This is a genomic window from Hymenobacter sp. APR13, from assembly GCF_000737515.1.
Classification (GTDB): Bacteria; Bacteroidota; Bacteroidia; order Cytophagales; family Hymenobacteraceae; genus Hymenobacter.
The window spans coordinates 510718-533211 of the sequence record NZ_CP006587.1 but is presented as its reverse complement, the minus strand read 5'-3'; the positions used below and the strand labels follow the sequence as shown (position 1 = coordinate 533211).

Annotated in this window: 22 protein-coding genes and 1 tRNA gene; 15 read left to right on the top strand and 8 right to left on the bottom strand. The window is 61.5% G+C overall.

The window, feature by feature from the left end:
- Positions 1-26: 26 nt before the first annotated feature.
- The 4 genes from N008_RS02220 to N008_RS02205 all read right to left on the bottom strand — a co-directional run bounded on the left by N008_RS02220 (position 27) and on the right by N008_RS02205 (position 1968).
- Positions 27-108 (bottom strand) — tRNA-Leu (locus N008_RS02220).
- Positions 109-133: 25 nt separating this feature from the next.
- Positions 134-673: a Fe-S protein assembly co-chaperone HscB gene (gene hscB / locus N008_RS02215; protein WP_044013406.1), complete on the bottom strand. Its 540-nt coding sequence runs from the start codon at positions 671-673 to the stop codon at positions 134-136.
- A 110-nt stretch (positions 674-783) separates the two neighbouring features.
- A complete protein-coding gene (locus tag N008_RS02210; protein WP_044013404.1) occupies positions 784-1080 on the bottom strand; it encodes a putative quinol monooxygenase in 297 nt (98 codons plus the stop codon).
- A gap of 111 nt (positions 1081-1191) precedes the next feature.
- Positions 1192-1968 (bottom strand): S-adenosyl-l-methionine hydroxide adenosyltransferase family protein, encoded by a 777-nt coding sequence (locus N008_RS02205; protein ID WP_044013401.1) that lies wholly within the window; start codon positions 1966-1968, stop codon positions 1192-1194.
- 133 nt (positions 1969-2101) lie between these two features.
- Here N008_RS02205 and N008_RS02200 point away from each other — a divergent pair, with 133 nt between their 5' ends.
- From N008_RS02200 to N008_RS24220, 14 genes are all read left to right on the top strand, one after another.
- Positions 2102-3217, top strand: coding sequence for a PhoH family protein (locus N008_RS02200; RefSeq protein WP_081910563.1), 1116 nt, complete (start codon positions 2102-2104; stop codon positions 3215-3217).
- A gap of 189 nt (positions 3218-3406) precedes the next feature.
- Complete coding sequence (locus N008_RS02195; protein WP_044013399.1) at positions 3407-3853, top strand: GNAT family N-acetyltransferase; 447 nt, start codon at positions 3407-3409, stop codon at positions 3851-3853.
- Between the two features lie 128 nt (positions 3854-3981).
- Entirely contained in the window at positions 3982-6240 is a 2259-nt protein-coding gene (locus N008_RS02190) for a ComEC/Rec2 family competence protein (RefSeq protein ID WP_044013397.1), read from the top strand.
- A 180-nt stretch (positions 6241-6420) separates the two neighbouring features.
- The gene (locus tag N008_RS02185; protein WP_044018209.1) at positions 6421-7209 is read left to right on the top strand and encodes an enoyl-CoA hydratase/isomerase family protein; all 789 of its coding nucleotides are present in this window, start codon (positions 6421-6423) and stop codon (positions 7207-7209) included.
- A gap of 147 nt (positions 7210-7356) precedes the next feature.
- On the top strand, positions 7357-7878 hold the full coding sequence (locus tag N008_RS02180; RefSeq protein WP_044013394.1) for a sterol desaturase family protein: 522 nt from the start codon (positions 7357-7359) through the stop codon (positions 7876-7878).
- Positions 7879-7880: 2 nt separating this feature from the next.
- Positions 7881-8786 (top strand): MerR family transcriptional regulator, encoded by a 906-nt coding sequence (locus N008_RS02175; protein ID WP_044013392.1) that lies wholly within the window; start codon positions 7881-7883, stop codon positions 8784-8786.
- A 300-nt stretch (positions 8787-9086) separates the two neighbouring features.
- Positions 9087-9602, top strand: coding sequence for a sigma-70 family RNA polymerase sigma factor (locus N008_RS02170; protein WP_044013390.1), 516 nt, complete (start codon positions 9087-9089; stop codon positions 9600-9602).
- 275 nt (positions 9603-9877) lie between these two features.
- Positions 9878-11359 carry a phytoene desaturase family protein gene (locus tag N008_RS02165; protein ID WP_044013388.1) on the top strand — a complete coding sequence of 494 codons (1482 nt, stop codon included), beginning with the start codon at positions 9878-9880 and terminating at the stop codon, positions 11357-11359.
- Positions 11360-11483: 124 nt separating this feature from the next.
- Positions 11484-12326 (top strand): phytoene/squalene synthase family protein, encoded by an 843-nt coding sequence (locus tag N008_RS02160; protein ID WP_044013386.1) that lies wholly within the window; start codon positions 11484-11486, stop codon positions 12324-12326.
- A gap of 72 nt (positions 12327-12398) precedes the next feature.
- The gene (locus N008_RS02155; protein ID WP_052381102.1) at positions 12399-12875 is read left to right on the top strand and encodes a hypothetical protein; all 477 of its coding nucleotides are present in this window, start codon (positions 12399-12401) and stop codon (positions 12873-12875) included.
- Between the two features lie 275 nt (positions 12876-13150).
- The gene (locus N008_RS02150) at positions 13151-13999 is read left to right on the top strand and encodes a 4-hydroxy-3-methylbut-2-enyl diphosphate reductase (RefSeq protein ID WP_044013382.1); all 849 of its coding nucleotides are present in this window, start codon (positions 13151-13153) and stop codon (positions 13997-13999) included.
- A 173-nt stretch (positions 14000-14172) separates the two neighbouring features.
- Positions 14173-14835: a fatty acid desaturase gene (locus N008_RS02145; RefSeq protein WP_052381824.1), complete on the top strand. Its 663-nt coding sequence runs from the start codon at positions 14173-14175 to the stop codon at positions 14833-14835.
- Positions 14836-15231: 396 nt separating this feature from the next.
- On the top strand, positions 15232-17088 hold the full coding sequence (locus tag N008_RS02140; protein ID WP_197062930.1) for a tetratricopeptide repeat protein: 1857 nt from the start codon (positions 15232-15234) through the stop codon (positions 17086-17088).
- The gene (locus N008_RS24220; RefSeq protein WP_197062929.1) at positions 17078-17224 is read left to right on the top strand and encodes a hypothetical protein; all 147 of its coding nucleotides are present in this window, start codon (positions 17078-17080) and stop codon (positions 17222-17224) included. The genes N008_RS02140 and N008_RS24220 overlap by 11 nt, the downstream gene beginning before the upstream one ends.
- Here the strand turns inward: N008_RS24220 and N008_RS02135 are convergent.
- The gene (locus N008_RS02135) at positions 17199-17942 is read right to left on the bottom strand and encodes a LytR/AlgR family response regulator transcription factor (RefSeq protein ID WP_044013376.1); all 744 of its coding nucleotides are present in this window, start codon (positions 17940-17942) and stop codon (positions 17199-17201) included. The two genes, N008_RS24220 and N008_RS02135, sit on opposite strands and share 26 nt — an antisense overlap.
- A 400-nt stretch (positions 17943-18342) precedes the next feature.
- Here N008_RS02135 and N008_RS02130 point away from each other — a divergent pair, with 400 nt between their 5' ends.
- On the top strand, positions 18343-18801 hold the full coding sequence (locus N008_RS02130; RefSeq protein WP_044013375.1) for a hypothetical protein: 459 nt from the start codon (positions 18343-18345) through the stop codon (positions 18799-18801).
- Between the two features lie 57 nt (positions 18802-18858).
- Here N008_RS02130 and N008_RS02125 read toward each other — a convergent pair whose 3' ends face one another.
- From N008_RS02125 to N008_RS02115, 3 genes are all read right to left on the bottom strand, one after another.
- Positions 18859-19242, bottom strand: coding sequence for a heavy-metal-associated domain-containing protein (locus N008_RS02125; RefSeq protein ID WP_044013373.1), 384 nt, complete (start codon positions 19240-19242; stop codon positions 18859-18861).
- 101 nt (positions 19243-19343) lie between these two features.
- Entirely contained in the window at positions 19344-21692 is a 2349-nt protein-coding gene (locus N008_RS02120; protein WP_044013371.1) for a TonB-dependent receptor domain-containing protein, read from the bottom strand.
- Positions 21693-21789: 97 nt separating this feature from the next.
- A complete protein-coding gene (locus tag N008_RS02115; RefSeq protein ID WP_044013369.1) occupies positions 21790-22239 on the bottom strand; it encodes a hypothetical protein in 450 nt (149 codons plus the stop codon).
- Positions 22240-22494 lie beyond the last annotated feature (255 nt).

Here is a 22494-nt window from a genome sequence, read left to right as displayed (position 1 = left end):
TAGGGCCTTCCGTCAGTAATTCCAAGTACCCGGAGCCGGGGTCGAACCGGCACATCTTTCGATATCGGTGTTTGAGACCGACGCGTCTACCGATTCCGCCATCCGGGCGTTTTACGCCGAACCTGTCGGTAGATCAGGAACGGGTGGCAAACTTAGCCAGACTTTCTTGAATGCGCAACAGATAGCGCTTTTTGAGGTAGTAGGTGCGAACCTGGCTCAGGGCCTGCGGGCGGGCGTCAGCGGGTAGCATGGCATAGCCGGCCAGGACGGGCTCGATGCCGGTTTCCAGGGTGTGAGTGAGGTTGTTAACGTCGGTTTGCAGCTGGCCGACCAGGGCTGGATCCGAGTCGAATTCCAACTCCATCAGCTGTTCATTAAGCTCCATTACCTCCATTAAAAAATCGGCCGGCAGATCCTGCTTTCCTTCTTCCAGCAACCCGTGTTGCTGCAGAATGTACGCCATCCGGCGGTCGGCATCAGAAAGTGTGCGGTAGGCGTTGGTGTTGAGCGTGGCCAGGGCCAGGATTTCCTGCTGATGCTCCGGGCTGGCCGTAGCGTGGAAATCGGGGTGGTATTGGCGGCTCAGCGCGTAGTATTTGCTTTTGATGGCCTTCTCGTCCGGCTGAAACGACTCCGGCAGTTCGTAAAAGGCAAAGTAATCGGTGGCGGGCATGAGGGAGGGGAGGAAAAGAGCGCCGGTGTAGCCGGGTGCCGTCTTGTACGTGGGTTTGAAAGAAACCAAGCCCCGCAAGCAGGAAAATGTTACTGTTCGCTGTCGGCTACCTAGTGGTCTGGTGTGGCCGGTGCTACCGAAAAGGCCAGCGCCGGGGCCGCAAATAGCGCTTTGGTGGCAGGCCAGACCTGCCCAAACAACGCCGACCGGCGGTAGGCGTTCAGGGCGTCGGCGGAGTCCCAGTGACTGTGGGTGCAGTATACGTGCGGCTGGTCAGCATCCTGCCAGAGCTCCAGGAAGCGGCAACCCGGCATGCTTCTGATCTGGTCTTCCGAGGCCTCAAACAGCTGCAAAAACTCAGGCACCCGCTCCGGGGCAAACGTCATGCGCACAATGCGAATCAACATACAGACGGCTGGCGAAAGGGGAAATTGTTACCTATTCATTACTTAACATAATAAATAGATAGACTGAAAAACGTATTTTCAAGGCTCCTGAAAGGTATGCAGGCAGTCGGGTTAGCTGTCCAGCGCGAACCGAACGTCGACCTGGGAGTCGAAGTGCAGGCCCAGCAGTTCCGACGCGTTGCCTTGGTTGATGCCGATGCACAGCTGGTCCTGGCTGTTGAAGATGCAGACGGCTTCGCCCGGGTCGGCATCCTGAAAATGCCGCGCAATGCTGCGCACGGTTTCGCGGGCGAAGTGGATGGCGCAGGGCCGGTCGCGGCCGATGACTTCCACCGCCGACCGGGTGATGTTGGTGATGAGGTTGCCGTAGTGATCCACATGCACCACGTGGCCCGTGATGCGGTGGTCCTGCAGCCGCACCTGGCGGTTGAGCAAGGAGTAGAGGTCGGTAGTGAGCGGGCCCAGGTCCTGCAGCGCCCCGCCCTGGGCCAAGTGCACGGCGGCCGGAGCCAGCAGGTCGCGGGTGGGGGAGGCGGTGGGGGCTGCTGCCGGGGCCAGCGAGACCAGCTCGTCGGGCTGGCCGTCGCAGAGCAGCGCGAGCAGGCCGTTGTCGGCCGCCACGAAGTAGTGACCCTGGAAGCGGGCCGCGTGCCAGGCCGCCCGGGGCGCGCCCAGGTCGTTTACGCCCACCAGGTGCACCGTGCCGGCCGGAAAATCACGAAACACGGCTTGGAGAACGTGTTGGGCGTGCGCGATGTTAAAGGGTTCGATGGCGTGCGTGATGTCGAGCACCGGCACGGTGGGTGCCAGCTGCAGAATCCGCGCTTTCACTGCCGCTACGTAATGGTCGCGGTAGCCAAAGTCAGACAGAAACGTAATCAACCCCATTGCCGTAAATCCTGCGTTCTTCGTACTATTGCTTAGGTGCCTCAAGGGCGGCAAAAGTAGGCTATTTAGCTGAACTGCCCCCTTTCCAGCAGGTACCTTTTTCCTAACTCCCTAGCTACAAAACCCCCACAGATTGGTCGAGAAAGTCATCACGCTCGAAAACGTGTCCCTGATTGATTTCCTGGGACCCGACAACCAGAATATCCGCCAGCTTGCGGCGGCCTTTCCGGGCAGCAAAATCATTTCACGCGGCAACGAGATTAAGATTCAGGGCCAGACACTGGTAATCAGCCGCATCAACGACATTCTGTCGGCCCTGATTGAACACTACCACCAATACGGCCAGATCAGCGAAAAAACGGTTTCCCAATACCTGTCGTCGGCCGATGAAGACCAGCAGGACCGTGTGCTGGCGGCTTCGCCCGACGTCATTCTGTTCGGTGACAAGGGCGGCGTCATCAAAGCCAAAACCGCCAACCAGCAGCGGCTCGTGGACGCCGTGCTGAAGCACGACCTAGTGTTTGCGCTGGGGCCGGCCGGTACCGGCAAAACCTACATTTCGGTGGCGCTGGCCGTGCGGGCGCTCAAAAACAAGGAGGTGAAGCGCATTATCATCTCGCGGCCCGTGGTGGAGGCCGGCGAAAGCCTCGGCTTCCTGCCCGGCGACATGAAGGAGAAAGTCGACCCCTACCTGCGCCCCATCTACGACGCGCTGGAAGACATGCTGCCGGCCGAGAAGCTGAAGCTGTACCTGGAAAACAAGACCATTGAAATTGCTCCGCTGGCCTATATGCGCGGTCGGACGCTCAACAACGCGTTTGTGCTGCTCGACGAAGCCCAGAACACCACGCCTTCGCAGCTGAAGATGTTTCTGACGCGGATGGGCCCTTCGGCCAAGGTGATGGTAAACGGCGACCGAAGCCAGATCGACCTGCCCACCAAGGTGAAGTCGGGCCTGATGCAGGCGCTGGACATTCTGCGCGACGTGCCGGGCATCGGCTTCGTGGAGATGAGCGCCGAGGACGTGGTGCGCCACCGTCTGGTGAAGCAGATTGTGCTGGCCTACGACAAGTTCGACGTGGACACCCAGCAGGAGCAGGCCAACCAGGCCAATCGCCCCATCCGGCAGGCGCAGCCCTACCGCCGCCCCGGCGGACCCGGCTCCACCTCCTCCGACCCCAGCCGCCACCCCGACGCCCGTCGCGAGGACGACGGCATGGCGGCCCTGCCCGTCAACCACGAGCAATAGCGGCCGGACTCGGCAGGTTATCAGTATTGATTCTGCCGGTTTGTGTTGGTTCCTTATAGAAACGGCAGCCCTTGTGGGCTGCCGTTTTTGTTTGGGCGTTGCGCCGGCAATGGGCTGCGTTGGCTACTTTCGCCGCTGCCTCATTTCCTCAGAGCAGAAAAGCTTCTTTTTTCACCAGACCGCAAGACCATGGAAACTGCACGTGTACACCGAGTTACTTCTGCCCCCGACCTGGCGGCGGCGCTGGCAGTCCGGCATACCGTATTTGTGCTGGGCCAGAACGTGCCGGCCACGCTGGAGCAGGATGCCCACGACCACACCGACGCCACCCACTACCTGGCCGTAGCGCCCGACGGCACGCCCTGCGGCGCCGCCCGCTGGCGCCCCACCGACAACGGCGTGAAGCTGGAGCGCTTCGCCGTGCTGGCCGACTACCGCAACCAGCAGGCCGGGGCCGCGCTGCTGCGGCAGGTGCTGCTGGACGTAGACGCCGCCCATCCCACCGCCACCGTGTACCTGAACGCTCAATTGCCGGCCGTGCGCTTCTATGAGCGGCATGGCTTCCGGGCGGAAGGGCCGCAGTTTGAGGAAGGCGGCCTGCAGCACTACAAGATGGTTTGGCAGCGTCCGGCCTAGACTAGCAGAGGCGGAACAGGCGCTGCAAACGGGCTGCATTGCGCCTGAAAGGGTGGGGGTGTGCCTATGGTGTAGCAGCTGGTTTTCTGATATATTGGCTATTGAATACCACTATATTATGTGCTGCTATGTTTCACTGGGCTTCCTATGCGTTTGTGCGCCTGACGCTGGCGCTCATGGCCGGTATCCTCACATACTTATATGTCGGTGAACGGCTGCCTGCGCTGGTATGGCCGCTGGCGGCGCTGGTGGGGCTGTTCCTGATAATCCAGGCGCGCGTGTGGCGCCACCCCAACCCCGCCGTGGCGGACAAGGCCGGCCTGCTGGCGCTGGTGGCGGTATACGTGGCCGGGGCGGCCTTCATGCAACAGGCCACCGAGTCGCGCCGTGCTGACCACCTGTACCGTTTTGGGGCGAATATCGAGTTCTACCGGGCCGTGGTGGACGACTACACGGTGGTGCGGCCGGCCACGTACGCCACCACCGTGCGGGTATCGGCGGTGCGGGTAGGGGGGAAGTGGCAGCCGGCGGTAGGCGGCATCCGGGTGTCCGTTCCGCGCGATTCGGGCGTGGCGGCTCCGCAGTACGGAGAAGTGTGGCTGGTGCGCGGCGCGCCCGCGCCCAGTAAAGCCCCGCTCAACCCCGGCGAGTTCGACTACCGCCGCTACCTGCAGTACCACCAGGTCTACCACCAGCAGTTCATCCATCCCGACCAGTACCAGCGCATCGGCATCGCGCCGCCCAGTGTGCTGAAGGCCGCCGCCATGCGGGCCGCCCGCGTGCTCGATGGCGTGTTCAGGCAATACGTGCGGGCCAAGCGCGAGTATGCGCTGGCGTCGGCGCTGGTGCTGGGCATCAAGGACGATGTGGACCAGCAAACCCGGCAGGCCTACGCCAACACCGGTACCACCCACATTATGGCGGTGTCGGGGCTGCAGGTGGGGTTGCTGTTCGGGGCCGTGTCGTGGCTGCTGGGGTGGCTGCCGGGCCAGCGCGGGCCGCTGTTTCGGCTTCTCACGGCCCTGCTGGGGCTGGCCGTCATCTGGAGCTACGCCTTCCTGACGGGGCTGTCGGCGTCGGTGCTGCGGGCCGCGGTGATGTTCACGTTTATCATTGTGGCGCGGGCTTCGCAGCGGCAGGCCAACATGTTCAACACGCTGGCCGTGGCGGCTTTCTGCCTGCTCTGCTACGACCCCTATTTGCTCTGTGACGTCGGGTTTCAGCTGTCGTTTCTGGCCGTTATCAGCATCGTGTACCTGCAGCCCCGCATTGCCGGCTGGTTTGATGTGAAGAACTATTTCCTGGAAAAACAACGGCCCTGGCAGCCGAAACCGGTGCAGAAAGCCTGGAAAGCCACCAGCTGGACGCTCGACAAAGTCTGGCAGGCTACGGCGCTGTCGTTGGCGGCGCAGGTGGCTACGTTTCCGCTGGGGTTGTTCTATTTCCACCAGTTTCCGCTCAGCTTTCTGCTCTCCAACCTGGTGGCCGTGCCCATTTCCAGCATAGCCGTGTACGTGGGACTGGGGCTGCTGGCCCTGAAGGGTGTGGTAGCCGGTGTGGCCCTGCTGCTACCCGACTTCGCCGCCGTGCTTGACTACGGGCCGATTGCGGTGGCGTACGTGTTTGAAATGCTGATTCGCTGGTTCAACAACTACATCTTCTGGATTGGGCAGACCATGCCCGGCGCCCTGATTTCCGAAATTCACGTTACGGCGCCGCAGGCCTGGCTGGTGTTCGGCATCATCCTGGCGCTGCTGGCCTTTTTCCAGCTGAAGAAGCTGGTGTGGCTGGGGCTGGCCTGCCTGCTGATGGGCGGCTTTGCCGGGAGCCGCGTGTGGGCCGCCCACCGCCTCGCCCCCGACGAGCGCCTGATCGTGTACAGCATTCCGCGGCGGTCGGTACTGGGCTTCTGGCAGGGCGCGGCGGCCCACATCGTCAGCGCCGACTCACTGCCGCTCACCGAAACCGAGCGCACCTACCGCATCGTGCCGGGTATTATCCAGCGCGAAGCCCGGGCCGTGCGCTACCACACCCGCTGGCGCGAGTCGCCGGTGCCGGCCGCGCCCGATACGGCCGCCCGACCCGGGCTGGTGCTGGCCGTGTGGCGTGGCGTGCGGGTGGCGCTCGTGAGCGGGCCGCTGGCCGGCGCCCGCCAGCCGGTGGCGGCGCACGTGGTGGTGCTGCGCCGCAACGCCCGGGTGTGGCCCGAGGATCTGGCGGCCGTTTTCGGCCGGGGCGCCGTAATCGTGTTCGATTCTTCCTGCAAATCCTGGTACGTGGAATCCATGTGGAAAAAACTGCAACCAGCTGGTTGGCAGCTACATGACGTGGCCATGCAGGGCGCATTCATCTGGCAGGTGGGGGCCACTGACGCGCCAAACCGCTAGCTCAACGAAACTCGCTTGCCCCATAGCCCGCTATATAGTTTACTTACCGCATCAATTTTGTTAGGTTTGGCTGGTTCCGATCTGACGATGCCGATTTGGTGGTGCCCGGCCGCTCTGCTGCGCAGAGCCAGTCCCGTGCTGCTGCTCACCATTGCAACCCCCTGGTATTCTATGGATAACATGCCCACGCAAGAGTTGGAGGCCCTGCGCTTCATCCGCTACGAGGCGGCTGATGCCATCGGCTACATCACGCTCAACCGCCCCGATAAACGCAATGCCCTCAGCGCCGACATGGTGACGGAGCTGAAGCTGGCTTTCGAATATGCCGAAGACGACGACGCCTGCAAAGTGGTGGTGCTGCGCGCCGAAGGCTCGGCCTTCTGCGCCGGCGCCGACCTGGCCTACATTCAGGAGCTGCAGGGCTTCGGCTACACCGATAACCTGGCCGACTCCACCCACCTGATGCAGCTGTTTCACCAGATCTATACCCTCAAAAAAGTGGTGATTGCGCAGGTGCAGGGCCACGCGCTGGCCGGCGGCTGCGGCCTCGTCACGGTCTGCGACTTTGCGTTCAGCGTGCCCGAGGCCCGTTTCGGCTACACCGAGGTGAAAATCGGGTTTCTGCCGGCCATCGTGAGCGTGTTTCTGCTGCGCAAAGTGGGGGAGGCTCGCACCAAGCAGCTGCTGCTCACCGGCGACGTGCTGCCCGCCGCCCGCGCCCTGGAGCTGGGCTTGCTCACCGCCGTAGTGGAACCGGCCGAGCTGGCCGCCCACGTCTACGCCTTCGCTCGCCGTTTGTGCGTCGAGAACTCCACCCAGAGCATGGAAATCACCAAGGAGATGCTGGCCCGCCTGCCCGAGATGCCGCTGGAAGACAGCCTGCGCTACGCCGCCCAGCTCAACGCCGAGGCCCGCGGCTCTGTTGACTGCCGCCGGGGCATCGCGGCTTTCCTGGCCAAAGAAAAATAAGCTGGGACAATTAACTTCCTCTATCTCAGCAACAGAACGTCATGCCCCGCGGCACTACTTGCCGGGCATGACGTTCTTTTTTTGCAATATTACCGTGCCTGATACAGGCTTCTCAAACCTTCTCCGCTAAACAGTGGTTTTCCCCGCATGACGACGCTGGCAGCCTTCGCCATTTCGGCAACTACTTTTCTGGGCATGGAATTCGTTGCCTGGTTTATGCACCGTTTCGTGCTGCACGGACCGTTGTGGTTTCTGCATCGCTCGCACCACGTGCGGCACCCGCACCGCTTCGAGCGCAACGACTTTTTCTTTCTCTTCTACGGCTCGCTGTCGGCGCTGCTGATCATCTACGGAGCGCCTGACAAGGACTGGCGCTTCTGGATGGGCGTGGGCATTGCCGCTTACGGCACGCTCTACTTCTTCGTGCACGATGTGCTGATCCACGGCCGCATGCGCTTCTGGCGCAAGTCGCGCAACACGTATCTGCGGGCCCTGAATATGGCTCACAAGATGCACCACAAGGCCATCACCCGCGACGGGTCCGAGGAATTCGGGCTGCTGTGGGTGTCGCCGAAATACTTTGAGCTGGCCTTGCGCCGGCCCGCGCCTACCCGCACCCTGCGGACCCGGGCCGCATCCACCCCACAAGACAAAGAAGGAGGCCGTTAGCAGTGGGACATTTTTCCATCAGTGACCTGGAGCAGCTCTCCGGGATTAAGGCACATACCATCCGCATCTGGGAGCAGCGCTACGGCATACTGCGGCCCGTGCGTACCGCCACCAACATCCGCACCTACTGCGACGACGACCTGCGCCGCCTGCTGAACGTGGCCACGCTCTGCGGCCGCGGCTACCGCATTTCCAAAGTAGCCCAGCTCAGCGAGCAGGAGATGGAGAAGGCCGTTATGGCCTGCAACGACGACGCCAACAACTACTGCCAGCAGGTACACGCCCTGATGGCCGCTATGCTGGCCATGGACGAAGTACAGCTCAACTACCTGCTTAACTGCTCCATCCGGCGGATGGGTTTCGAGCAGGCGGTGCTGAACGTAGTGTATCCGTTTCTACAGCGCATCGGGGTGATGTGGCAGGCCGGTAGCGTGAACCCGGCCCATGAGCACCTGGTAACGCACTTGCTGCGCCAGAAGCTGATGGCCGCCACCGACGCACTGCCGGCCGTAAACGCGGCCAGCGTGCGCCGCTGGGTGCTGTTTCTGCCCGAAGGCGAAATGCACGAGCTGGCGCTGCTGTTCATGAACTTCGCCCTGCGCGCCCGGGGCCACCATGTGCTGTACCTGGGCCAGAACCTGCCCATCGATGGCCTGCTAGAGGTATGCCAGGCCTACCAGCCGCACTCGGTCTGCACGGTGCTCACGGCCGGGCCCGACCGCGACGAGCTACAGGGCTTTGTAAACGAATTGCGGCAGGTATGCGGCAGCGCCACTGTGCTGCTCTACGGGCCTGCCGCCCAGGCCGAGGGCGTGCAGCTCCCGCCCCACATGATCCGGCTGCAGCTCATGACCGATTTTCTGGCCTTCGCCGACCAGATGCAGGAAGCCATGGCCGAGCCGGCGTAACAAAAAATAACCTGTGCGCCGTTAAACAGAATAATCAGTGTACGTACATCTAAATGCTTGTTTCAGGGGCATTTGGCTGAGAAATCCAGGCTGAAACTGGCCGGCAAAGCGAAGCCTGAAGCAGGACAGTGCCGAATCTTGTTCAGATAAATACAGCCTGATAATCAGTCTGTTCGTAAGGGATGGTTGGCGTTGCAAGGACGCGGCAGGAGGGTAAAAAAAATAGTTGTGCGCCATGCATCCGAGTTCCGGATTAGCGCGTATATTTGTTTAACTTTTTGCCACGAAAAGCTAAACAGCATGACCTCACTGGAATTCACCAACCAAGTACAGAAGATTTCCTATTCGCTGAAGCCCGTGGCGATGAACCTGACCCGCGACGCCGATGATGCCAAAGACCTGGTGCAGGAAACTTTGCTCAAAGCGCTGCTCAACAAGGACAAGTTCAAGGCTGGCACCAACCTCAAGGCGTGGTTGTACACCATCATGCGCAACACGTTTATCAACAATTACAATAAGATAACGAAGCGCAACAGCAACATTGATTCCACCGAGTACTTCCAGTACTTCAACACCGACGAAAACTACATCACCCACAACGGAGCCACCTCCGATTTCGTAGTAACCGATATCAACCAGGCCATTGCCGGGCTGTCGGCCGACTACCGGACCCCGTTCATGATGTACTACATCGGCTACAAGTACCTGGAAATTGCGGAAAAGCTGCAAATCCCGATTGGAACCGTCAAAAACCGCATTCACATTGCCCGCAAGGAGCTTAAGGATGCGTTGAAGGTATACGCCCCCGGCGTGTAGGGAATAGGGAGAGAGTATACCCCGCCCCGGGCGTATCACGGGCCGCGAATGACGCCACTGGGCGCTGTTCGCGGCCCGTTTGTTTGGAGGCCGGGCCGTCCGCACGAATATAATTTGGGGGATTTTGGGGCCCGCCGGCAAACCTCTGCCCAAGCTGGCGGTATGCATGAGGACGGTAGGTTTGCGGCAGGGTAGGCGGGAGTCCCAACCCAAATAGTCACCTTTGCGCATTCGCTACTGCGAAATCCCGTTTCATTTGCCCCAATCTCCGCTTTGTGAGTAAACACGTTCTGGTTATCGGCTCCGGCTTTGCGGGCCTCTCGGCGGCTACTTCGCTGGCGCAGCGCGGCTACCGCGTTACTATTCTGGAAAAGAACGAAGGCCCCGGCGGCCGGGCTCGCGTGTTCCGCACCCAGGGCTTCACCTTCGATATGGGCCCGAGCTGGTACTGGATGCCCGATATCTTCGAGCAGTACTTCGCCCGCTTCGGCAAGAAAGTAAGCGACTACTACAACCTGGTGCGCCTGGACCCGTCGTATCAGGTGATTTTCAAAGGCCCCGAGGCCGTGGACATTCCGGCGGCCATGAGCGAGCTACGGCAGCTGTTTGAGCGATACGAGCCCGGCAGCGCCGCCCGCCTCGACGAGTTTCTGCGGCAGGCGGCCTACAAGTACAAGGTGGGCATCGGCAAGTTTGTGCACATGCCGGGCCGCTCGCTGCTAGAGTTTGCTGATCCGCGTCTGCTGGTGGATGCCGTGCGGCTGGATCTTCTGCAGAGCATGCACAAGCACGTGCGCAAGTTCTTCAAAGACCCGCGCCTGCTGGAGCTGGTGGAGTTCCCGATTCTGTTTCTGGGCGCTACTTCCGAAAACACGCCGGCCCTCTACTCGCTCATGAACTACGCCGACCTGGCACTGGGCACCTGGTACCCTATGGGCGGCATGCACAAGATTGTGGAAGGCATGGTAGCCCTGGCCCAGGAGCAGGGCGTGACGCTGCACTACAACCAGGAAGTGCAGCAGATAGTGGTGGAAAACGGCCGCGCCACCGGCGTGCAGACCGCCAGCGGCTTCCACGCCGCCGATGTGGTGGTGGCCGGTGCCGACTACCACCACGCCGAGCAGCACCTGCTGGCTCCCGAGTGGCGCCACTACGACGAGGCCTACTGGGACAAGCGCACCATGGCGCCTTCCTCGCTGCTGTTTTACCTGGGCGTAAACCGGCGGATTGAGAAGCTGCGCCACCACAACCTGTTCTTCGACGAGGATTTCAGCCTTCACGCCGAGGAAATCTACGAAAACCCCAAGTGGCCCAGCCGGCCGTTGTTCTACGCCTCCGCGCCCAGCCTCACCGACCCCAGCGTGGCGCCCGAAGGCTGCGAAAACCTGTTTCTGCTGATTCCGGTAGCGCCCGACCTGCCCGACCCCGAGGCCACGCGCGAGCATTACTACCACCTCATCATGGACCGGCTGGAGCGCCACTGCGGCCACAGCATCCGCGACGCCGTAGTGTACAAGCGCAGCTACGCCCACCAGGATTTTCAGCAGGACTACCACAGCTACAAGGGCAACGCCTACGGTTTGGCCAACACCCTGCGCCAAACGGCCATCCTCAAACCCTCGCTTAAGAGCAATAAGGTGAGTAACCTGTATTTTACGGGCCAGCTGACCGTGCCCGGCCCCGGCGTGCCGCCCTCGCTCATCTCGGGGCAGGTAGTGGCCGGCGAAGTGGAGAAGGAGTTTTCAATTAAAAATTGAGAATTAAAAATTAAAAATTGCAGGCATTGAGAGTTGTCGTTGAAAACTGACTGAGCAGGAAAAGGCTGGGCCATTTCCAAAGCCAGTTTTTAATTTTTAATTCTCAATTTTTAATTGACACGAAGTGGACCACATTGCCCTTTTCACGGAAACCAGCCGGGCGTGCAGCAAGCTGATTACGCAGCGCTATAGCACGTCCTTCACGCTGGGTATTCGCACGCTCGATGCGCGGTTTCACCTGCCCGTGTACGCCGTGTATGGCTTCGTGCGCTGGGCCGACGAAATCGTGGACACGTTTCACGACCACGACAAGGCGGCGCTGTTCGCCGATTTCAAGCGCCAGACCTACGAGGCCCTGGAAATCGGGCTGAGTCTGAACCCCGTGCTGCACGCCTTCCAGGATGTGGTGCGGGCCTACGGCATCGACCGGGAGTTTATCGACGCCTTTCTGTACAGCATGGAAATGGACCTCGATGACCGGGCCTACAACCAGTCGCTGTATCAGAAGTACATCTACGGCTCGGCCGAGGTGGTAGGGCTGATGTGTCTGCGCATCTTCTGCCAGGGCAATGAAGCCCAGTTTCAGCAGTTACGCGAGCCGGCCCGTCGCTTGGGTTCGGCGTTTCAGAAGGTGAATTTCCTGCGTGACATCCGTTCCGACTACGAGGAGCGGGGCCGCGTGTATTTCCCCGGCGTGCAGTACGAGCGGTTCACCGACGAGGTGAAGCGCGAAATTGAGGCCGACATCCGGGCCGACTTCGACGCGGCGTATGCGGGCATCGTGCAGCTGCCCCGCTCGGCGCGGCTGGGCGTGTACCTGGCCTATGTGTATTACCTGAAGCTGTTTCATAAAATCCGGCAGCTGCCTGCGGCACGAATTTTGGGTGAGCGGGTGCGCGTGCCCGACAACACCAAGCTGCTTTTGCTGATGGGTTCGTACTTTCGCTACCGCCTCCGGGCCATTTAGTCACGAACCTGCCGCCGCGTGAAGCTTCTGCTGCTCTTTCTTCTTACTCTCCTTCTGACTGTTACTTCTTTCGTGTCCGACGCCACTCCGTATTCCCTGCCCAACCTGCGCCGCCAATACCAGGAAGCCGCCACCAGCAAAGATGCCGGCGAGAAATTCCACAAGCTGATGAGCGCCTACACCCAGCGCGACGCCGTGGTGCTGGCCTACAAGGCGGCCGCCGAAGCCATCCGGGCCCGCGACGCCTCGATCTTCAACAAGCTGACTTACGTGCAGAATGCCACCAAGCAGTTTGATGAGGCCGTGAAGCTGGACGCCGACAACGCCGAAGTGCGGTTTCTGCGCCTGAGCGTGGAAAGCAACCTGCCCTCGTTTCTGGGCTTGAGCACCCACGTCGACGAAGACCGCCAGTTTCTGGTGCAAACCCTGCTCCAGCACCCCAAGTCCGGCCTCGACACCGAATCGTTTGGGCTAGTGCGCGACTTTTTGGTGGAGCGCGGCCACGTGTCGGGTCCCGATGCCGAGAAGCTCGGCCGGATCAGCTCTTAGTAAATACTTGACTGACTGTGGAAAGCGGAGTGCCCTGGTGGCGCTTCGCTTTTTTTGTGGCCTGCTCTGCCGCCCAGAAAGTGCCATGCTATGGGTGCCGCTCAGTTGGGCGCAAGTGCCGGCAGGGGCTATGGCGCGCCAAAGATGTGCGTAGCTTCTGAAACAAGAGAGGGGAGAAGCCGGTACGCTACTGTCGTGTTGAATTTCGTAACTTTTGCAGCCTCCGTTAGCAATCCAATAACCTTATGCCTGCTTCGGCGGTTACTTCGTCAGCTATGCCGCACCACCTGAGCGTCCGTATCGACCCCAATTCCGGCTTTTGCTTCGGCGTTATCTATGCCATTCAAATGGCGGAAGACTTGCTCGATGAGCAGGGGTACTTGTATTGCCTCGGCGATATTGTGCACAACGATGAAGAAGTGCAGCGCCTGGAAAAGCGCGGCCTGCGCATCATCGACTACGAACAGTTTGCGGCCCTGCGCGACGAGGCCGTGCTGATTCGGGCCCACGGTGAGCCGCCCAGCACCTACCAGATGGCCCTGCACAACAACCTCACCCTCATCGACGCCTCGTGCCCGGTGGTTCTGAAGCTGCAGAACCGCATCAAAACGTCCTACGATAAAAAGGACCAGATTTTCATCTATGGCAAGCACGGCCACGCCGAGGTACGCGGGCTGCTGGGCCAGACCAGTGGCAACGCCGTAGTGTTTGAGAGCCTCGACGAGCTGCTGAGCCACGAGCTGCCCGCCAACATCACGCTCTACAGCCAGACCACCAAAAGCACCGATTCCTTCTACCGCATCAAGGGCGAGCTGGAAGGCCGCGGCTACCAGGTGAATGCCAACGACACCATCTGCCGGCAGGTGAGCAACCGCGACAAAGACCTGCGCCGGTTCGCGGCCCAGTTCGACCAGATTGTGTTCGTGTCGGGCACCAAAAGCTCCAACGGCAAGGTGCTCTACCACGTCTGCAAGGAAACCAACGAGCACACGCACTTCATCTCCAGCACCGACGAGCTGCGGGCCGATTGGTTCCGGCCGGGTCAGTCGGTGGGTATCTGCGGGGCCACCAGCACCCCCATGTGGCTGATGGAGCAGGTTCGCGACGCCCTGCTGGCGCTCTGATAGCCGGTTGATAGTTAGCCTTCGCTGAATTTTTTATGTCTGCCGGGCTGTTTGCCAGATCAGGTAGCTTTGTTCATATGCCCGCCAGTATCTCCCCGCCACTTATTGCCACTCCTGATTCAGCCACTCCCCGGCGCGTGAAACCCGCTCCATTGGGCAGCAAGGGTGTGTGGATGGCGCTGGGCATTCTGCTGTGCTGGGGCAGCCTGTTGGCGTTTCTGCTGGCATTTTACCGCCCTAACTGGGCTACGCCGTGGCCGTACCTGCTGGCGCTGCTGCAGATGCATCTCTATACCGGCTTGTTCATTACGGCGCACGATGCCATGCACGGCGTGGTCAGCGCCAACAAGCGCCTCAACAACGCGCTGGGCACTCTGGCCGCCGGGCTATTTGCCTACAACTGGTTTCCGCGGATGCTGCCCAAGCACCACGACCACCACCGCCACGTAGCCACCCCCGACGACCCCGACTACCACGACGGGCAGCACGCCGGCTTTCTGCCGTGGTTTGCGCGCTTCGCCTGGAACTACGTAACCGTGTGGCAGGTGCTGCTGATGGCCGCTACCTACAACGTGCTGAAGCTGTTTTTTCCGCAGGCCAACGTCATTGCGTTCTGGATGATACCGGCCGTGCTGGCTACGCTGCAGCTGTTCTTCTTCGGCACCTACCTGCCGCACCGGGGCGAGCACGCCCCCGACAACGTGCATAAGTCGCGCAGCCAGTTTCGCCATCACCTGTGGGCATTCGTGAGCTGCTATTTTTTCGGGTATCACTACGAGCACCACGACCAGCCCTATCTGCCGTGGTGGCGGCTCTGGCGCACCAAGCACGCATAAGGCCAAACCCCGCCCGCACTTGTGCAACGTTCCCGCGTTGCCTGCGTTCTTAACGAAAAGATAATGCAAGCTGCAGAGCAGTAGGTTAAAAGCGCGCTGCTGACAGAGTGGAAGGGGGTTGCTGATAGCGCCGGGGAGAGAGGGCCGACGTACTAGAGGGCAAACCGGGCAGGTTACAAACGAATGCCGGGCCGGTTTTAATATATGATATTTAATATATTAATACCTTGCCCGTAATGCTTTGCATTTACTGACTGGTAGCGGTACTCATTTCAACTTTCCTGAGCATCCATGCCATTTCACTGCTCACGTACGTTATCCGCCGTTTGGTGGCCGCTACTGGGGCTCATGCTGTGGCTGGCTTCCGCTCTGCAAACTGTGGCACAACCAGTCGCTGTGCCCCGTAGCAACGCAGCGGCGGCAGCTACGCAGCATCTGCGCAGGAGTGAATTGCTGCTGCCACTCAACCCGGCCGCGGCGCTGCTAGAGGGCGAGCAGGCGTTGCACCTAGCTGCTGTGGGTGGTCCGCCGGCCGTAGTGAGTCGTGCCTATCTGGCAATGGGCGCGGCCTATCAGGCCCAGCGTCAGTATGATGAGGCTTTGCGCCAGTTTGTACAGGCACTACGGCTGTACCAGCAATTGCACGACGAGCCCGGCCGGGCTCGGGCGTTGCGTATGCTGGGCCGGGCCCAATATCTGCAGGGCGATACCGGCCAGGCCTATGATACCTACAAGCAGGCACTTGCTATTTCGATGGCCTTGCGTGATCCGCGCAGCAAGGCACAAGTCTACGGCAACCTGGGGGAGCTGTTGGGGGCTGGCGGCCAGTGGCAGCGCGCGCTGCGTAGTCATGAGCAGGCTTACTCCGAGTGGCAACAGGCCGGCAGCCTGCCAGGCCAGGCACAGGCCCTGAACGCCATAGGGCTGGCTCACCACCAGCTGCGCCAATACAGCCGGTCGCTGTATTACCTGCGGCTCTCGCTGCAGCAGGCCCGGCAGCTGGGCGACAGCACCAGCATCGGGGAGGCGCTGGCCAGCACGGGCCGCGTGTATCAGGATGTGGGCAACTACGAAGTGGCCATGGGTTTCTATACTCAGGCCATCAGCCAGCTGCCTCAGTACACGCCCCCGGCTCGGCGGGCGGCCGCGCTGCAGGCGCTGGCCCTCGTGCAGGACTCCATGGCCAACCGGGCCGCCGCTATCCGGGCGCTTCAGCAGGCGCTGCCGCTGGCCCGGCAGGCGGGCTCCCAGATCCAGGTGAGTGCGCTGTATCAGAAGCTGGCCGATCTGTATCAGCGGGAAAACAACTACCCGCAGGCTTTGGCAGCGCAACGCCGCTATTCCGATTTGCAGGACAGCGTATTTGCCGAGCGCCGCTCAACCCAGATAGCGGAGCTGCAGACGCGCTACGAAACCGAGAAAAAAGGCCGGGAGATTCAACTGCTCCTCAAGAACCGGCAGATTCAGGATGCCAATCTGCACCGCCAGAAGCTGCTGCGCAACACCATGGCCGTGGGTGCCCTGCTGCTACTGCTGACGGTGGCCGCCCTGTACCGCGGGCGGCGCGAGCAGGCCCGGGTCAACCGGCTGCTGCAGCGGAAAAACCGGGCCATCAACCGGCAAAAGCAGGAGCTGAGCCACCTCAACCGTACTAAGGATACGCTGTTCTCTATTATTTCGCACGACCTGCGCAGTCCGCTCAGCTCGCTGTATTCCATGCTCACGCTGCAGACTATCGGCAATCTGCCGCCCGAACGGATGGCGGCGCACACCCAGCGGCTCAGCCGCACGCTCGACGTAACGCTGCGCCTGCTCGACAACCTGCTCAACTGGTCAGCCGCGCAGATGCAGGGCGACAAAGTGCGTCCCGAGAAAGTGGTGTTGCAAACGGCAGTTGAGGAAGCCCTGGCGCTGCTGGCCGGTGATGCCGAGCGCAAGAACATCGAGTTGCGCACCCAGCTGCCCGCGCAATGCCTGGTAAGTGCCGACGTGAATATGCTGCGGCTGGTGCTACGCAATCTGGTAGGCAACGCCATAAAATTCACGCCGGCCGAGGGCACCGTCACGCTTTCTGCGCGCCTCCGGGAGGCGGGCGTGTGGGAAGTAGCCGTTTCGGATACCGGAGTGGGCATTGCTGTGCCCGATCAGGCGCGCCTGTTTGGCGAAGACGGCCTGCATTCCACGCTGGGCACGGCTCACGAGAAAGGAACCGGGCTGGGGGTTGCGCCTGTGCAAGGAGTTTGTGGAGCGTAACGGCGGCCGCATCAGCTTTGAGTCGGTGCCGGGGCAGGGGACTACCTTTCGGTTTACGCTGCCTGCTGCCGCGCCCGAGGCGCCGGTGCCGTCCGCGGCAGCGGTACCGGCTATTGCTGCTGCTGCCGCCGGATAAGCGTGCGGTTCACCACTCGTTCCGTCACCCGCTCGCGGTAGGTCTGGCCTAGCGGCAGCGCGTGCCCACCCACCCGCACCTCCAGGTTGCTTATCGACTCGATCTGCCCGGAGTTGACTAGGTAGGAGCGATGCGTACGGATAAACATGCCGGCCGGTAGCTGCTCCTCCAGGTTTTTAAGGTTAACCAGCGTCAGGTGCGTGCGGCCGTCGGCAGTATTGATCTTGGTGAAATCCTTGAGAGCCTCGATGTACAGCACGTCGCGGTAGTGCAGGCGCACAAACTGGGCATCGGTGCGGATAAAAAACGAGCCCCAGCCCGACAGGGCATCCTGCTTGGGGTCGTTTTCCGGCGAATTAGCCCGCAGAATACCCGCCACTTTGTTGACGGCTTTCAGGAATCGGTCCAAAGAGATTGGCTTCAACAGAAAGTCAATCACGTCGAGGTTGAACCCCTCCATTGCGTACTGCGGGTGGGCCGTCATGAACACTACCAGCGGCGGGTGGTGCAAGGAGCGCACCAAGTCCAGACCACTCAGATGGGGCATCGTAACGTCGGAAAAGAGCACCTGCACGTCGTTGGTGAGCAGGTAGCGGTGGGCCTCCAGCGGATCTGTGAACGTGGCTTTCACGTCCAGAATGTCCGTCATAGCTACGTAGGCCTGCAAGAGGTCCAGTACCAGCGGATCATCGTCAAGCAGCAGGCAGGTAATCTTCATGGAGGAGCGGGAAGGAGCAGGTGACCGGGTCAATATAAAGAGTTTCGAAGGGAAACGGTGAATTTTCTATAAGAAGAAATCAATCTTAACGGCAAATATTACCATATACGTCTACTTTTTGACCTCATTGCTCTACTTTAAAGACTTATAATCAAGTGCTTCAATTAACTTATAGAGTAGTCAGAATTATGAATATTCAGCAGCTGTAGAGTTGAAGCTGTTTGAGTTCATGATTTGTTGGCTGTCGTTTGCCGCGCTCCGTTCCTGCCTGCACCCTCTCCCTATTGCTATGAATCCGGCTCTACTTCCTGTTGCCGCGCTACCCCCGGTTGTGCTGGGCGTCGCGCTTACGATTGGCTTACATCAAGGACTTCGTCGGTCGCTGCACACGGCATTTGGCTTGAAAACCCGGGCCATCAACCTGCGCATCGACCCGAGTATGGACCTGATTTTCCTGTGCGAAGTTACGCTGCCTGGCACATTGGCCTGCTTGGCAGCCCTCACGCGGCCCGGCATTACGGCCGTAACCCTGCGGCAGGCGCACCTGGAGTGGCAGCCCGACCCGGCCCACCCGATCGGGCGGGGCACCTCCACGCTGGCCGCTTTGGAAAGCGGTAGCTGCTTTCTTACGGCCAATACGCGCAAGATTCCCATTGCTTCGTTCTCGGCTGCCGACGTGCATCCCACCCGCGTGAATATGGAGTTGCAGGGGAAGCCCAATCTGCTGGAGTATCTGCGCTCCGACTGGTTTACGCTGGAAATATCCGGCACTAACCGGCGGCGCCTGACCCGGCCCCTGGGCTTCAGCGCGGTGCTGGAATTCGACCTGCAGATGAATCCGGAGCTGGCGGGTATGTAGGCCGCCTGCACTCAGCAAAAAGCCTCGCTGCCGTTTGGCAGCGAGGCTTTTTGCTGATTACTCGCCGCCGGTGTGCACGGCGTTGGTTTTCTTGCAGCAGTCGGGCAGCCGGTCGTAGGCGCGGGCTTCGGCGGGCTGGCTGTCGGCGTCGTAGCCGGTTTTCTGCACGGCCGAGCGGAGGGCGGCCGGGGTGGTTTTGTCGGGGCGGTAGCTGACGGTGAGCACCTGGCTGGGCACGTCGAGCACGGCGGCCTGCACGCCTTTTTCGTAGGCCATGGCCTTCTCGAGGCGCGTTTTGCACATGTCGCACACGGCCGAGGTTTTCAGCTTCACCTGCTCAGTGCCTGGGCCTTTGGCCTTGGCGGAAGCGGCCGTCTGGGCCTGGGTGCTGAAGGAAACGAGGCTGATAGCCGAGAGCAGAAGGAATTTCAGAGAGTTCATATCAGGAAAGCAAAGCTGCCAGGCAGCGGGAAAACAAGGGAACTGCGGACCTCCTAACAAATACGCCGCCAGAAGTGTGCCGCCGGGTTGGAAATGCCCGGTTAATCGAGCCGGAAACGCAGGCCGGCGTAGGTGAGGCGGCCATACGTAGGGCCCCAGACCATGGCGGCGTCGAAGGCCGGACTGAACGGCGCCGCCGCCCCGTCGATGGGGTTGGGCTGGCGGTAGTTGGTGAGGTTTTCGATGCCGGCATACACTTCAAAGCGCTTGAAAGCCCGGGTCACCTGCGTATTGAGCAGGGCAAAACGGGGCGCGTACGGCAGCTGCATCTCGTCGGTGCCGTGCTGGTGGCCCGGCTCGCTGGGGTTGTAGGCCAGCGGGCGGCGGCTGTAGAGCTGCACCGTCAGGTCGGCGCGCCACTTGTCGAAGGCCGTGGCGTAGCCCACGTTGAAGAATACGCGGTGCGGCACCGTGAGCGGCCGAGGCAGCAACTCGCCGCCGTAGGTGGTTTGCACGTCGAGGTACTTGTAGGCGGCTTTGGCGGTGAGCCCCTTCACCGGTTCTACCTGCACTTCGGTCTGAAAACTGCGCGAGAACGAGCGGGCTCCAGGCGCCAAGTTGTCGATGAGCAGCAGATTGGGCGAGCTGTACATATCGGACACTACCTGGTTCTGGAACTCGGTGTGGTAGTAGTCGGCCACGAAGGTGGCGGGGCGGCTGGCCACCGTGAAATACTGCGTGAAGCTGCCGCCCACGTTCCAGGCTTTTTCGGGCCGCAGGTTGGGCGCAATCAGGAATTCGCGCGAGCTGAGCAGGGCGCCGCTGTTTTCGGCAATGGGGTTGGCCACCCGGAAGCCCGTGCCAGCCGCCAGCCGCAGCACCGTGTTTTTGGTGGCGTCATACTTCACATTGAGGCGCGGCGTGAGCTGCCAGCCGTAGAGGTTGTGGCGGTCGAGGCGCAGGCCGCCCACCAGCGTGAGGTTGCGCGAGTTCTGGTAGGTGTACTCGGCGAAGGCGCCGGGCACGTTTTCCAGGCGGTTGCGGTGCTCCCGGGCGTAGCGCTCCTCGGGCGTGTCGGTGGCGTAGGCGACGCCCTGGCTGAAAAACTCCCGGTAGTCGTCGTGCAGGTAGCTCAGGCCGAGGCGGTAGGTGTGGGCCGTGGTGCCCAGCACGCTCTGAAACAGCAGCGTGGCCAGGCCGGTGCGCTGGGTGCCGTCGTACTGGCGGAGGGTGCGCTGGGTGCTGGTCGGGGTCAGGACGCGGCCGTAGGAGTAGTCGGAGTTGAAGTCATGCGACGTGCCGCTCAGCAGCAGTCCCAGGCTCTGGTAGGGCCGGCCGGGCCAGGTATATGAGGTTTTGGCGTAGCCGGTGTAGCGGCTGGTGCGGGTCGTGAAGCCGTAGTCGCGCTGGTAGGCGTCGGCGTTTTCCGGCCGGAAAGCCAGCTGCCCGCCTTCCCGGGTTTCGCGCAGCGCGCCCAGCCCCACCTCACTCACCAGCCCCTTGCCCGACTGATACTTCCACTTGTTGAACAGGTTATACTGGGTGGCCAGCGGCAGGTCCATGAACCCGTCGTTGTTGCGGTCGACGCGGCGGCCCAGGTGGTCGGAGTGGAGTAGCAGCGCCGTGCTGACTTTCTTGCTCAGGGGCGAGGCCAGGTTCAGGTTGAGGTCGAATTTGCCCAGGTCGTTGGCGTAGGCATTGAACAGCAGCCGCTCGGTTTTTTCCGGTTCCTTGAGGCGGATGTTCACTTGGCCCGCAATGCTTTCGTAGCCGTTCACCACCGAGCCCATGCCCTTGATGATGTCGATGCTCTCAATCCAGGTGCCGGAGAGGTAGCCCAGGCGGTAGGGCGTGGCCAGGCCGCGCAGGGCCGGCAGGTTGTCCACGGTCAGCAGCGAGTAGGCGCCATCCAGCCCCAGCAGCTGAATCTGCTTGGCGCCCGACACGGCATCGGTGGTGGAAACCTCCACGGCGGCGTTGGTTTCGAAGCTTTCGGCCAGGTTGCAGCACGCCGACTTGGTCAGGTCGCGGCTGGTTATCACCTGGGTGTTGGTGGGCGTGAGGGCCGAGTAAGCCACGGCGCGGCCTTCCACCTTCACTTCGCCCAGCTCGGTGCCGGGCCTGAGCGCCACGCGCACGTAGGGCGTGCCGGTGGCGGCTACGGCCACCGTGTCGGCGCGGTAGCCGAGAGCGTTGATGATGAGGCGGCTGGCCTCGGCGCGGGCCGGGCGGGCCAGCGAAAACTGGCCGGTGGCGTTGGTGGTAGCGGCATCGGTGGTGCCGAGCCAGCGCACCACGGCGCCGGGAAGCGGGGTGGCGGCGGCGACATCCGTCACCTGGCCCCGCACCGGAGCAATTACATCGGCGGACGATTGGGCCGTGGCCGTGGCGGCCGCGCTCAGCACCAGGCCAAGCGCAGCCGTCAGGGAAGGCGCAGAAACAAGGTTCATACAGTCAGGAAGTTAGCATTCATTCAGAAGAAAGCAGCCGGTGCAGCAGCACGCGGCGGTTTCAGCCGGCCTGAAACAGACCAGCCTGAACGAAATGCTAGACGACCAGCACCTGAATGAACGTCAGCAGCTGCCGGCCCGCCCGGGGCGGCGGCGAGCTGTCGGAGGCGTGCCAGGCGGCGGCGCGGGCCACCAGCGGGGCTGGGGGCAGCGTGGGCCAGGCGGTGGCCGGAAGCCAGTCGGCCATCAGCGGCGGCGGCAGCAGCTTCGCCCAGGCCAGCTCGGGCGCGGGCACGTCCAGCTTGTGCAGGTGGGCCTGGAAGTCGCAGCAGGCACTCGTCAGCTGCGCTTTCGTGGAATGATGCGTGGCCTCCTGAGTGGGCTCTGGGGCAGGGCAGCGGTGCTTGGGCGTGCTGAACACCACAGCCGTAGTGCGGTAGCCACTCTGCCGGCAAGTATGCTGCAGCACCGCCATGCCCACCGAGGCGGTGAGCACCAGCAGCGCCAGGAGCGCACTGAATAGCCGGTGGGAAAGAGGACGCTGCATAACTCCTGCAAAGATACGCAACCCAGGCCGGGGTTGCAGGTGCAGAATGTGGCGGGCCATTGTGCAAAACCCGGCCCTTGGCAGGCTTGGCTTTCGGCAACCGTTAGCAGCAACTCGCCACTCTGCCATTCTGTCAAGCATTCCGGAGAGGCGGTTTGCGGCGGGGCCTAACCGGCTTAGTAATGCGCTAAATATGCGGTTAAATGCGTTTAAACGCACTTTTCGGGGAGTGGTAGAAAATGGTAAATAGTGGTT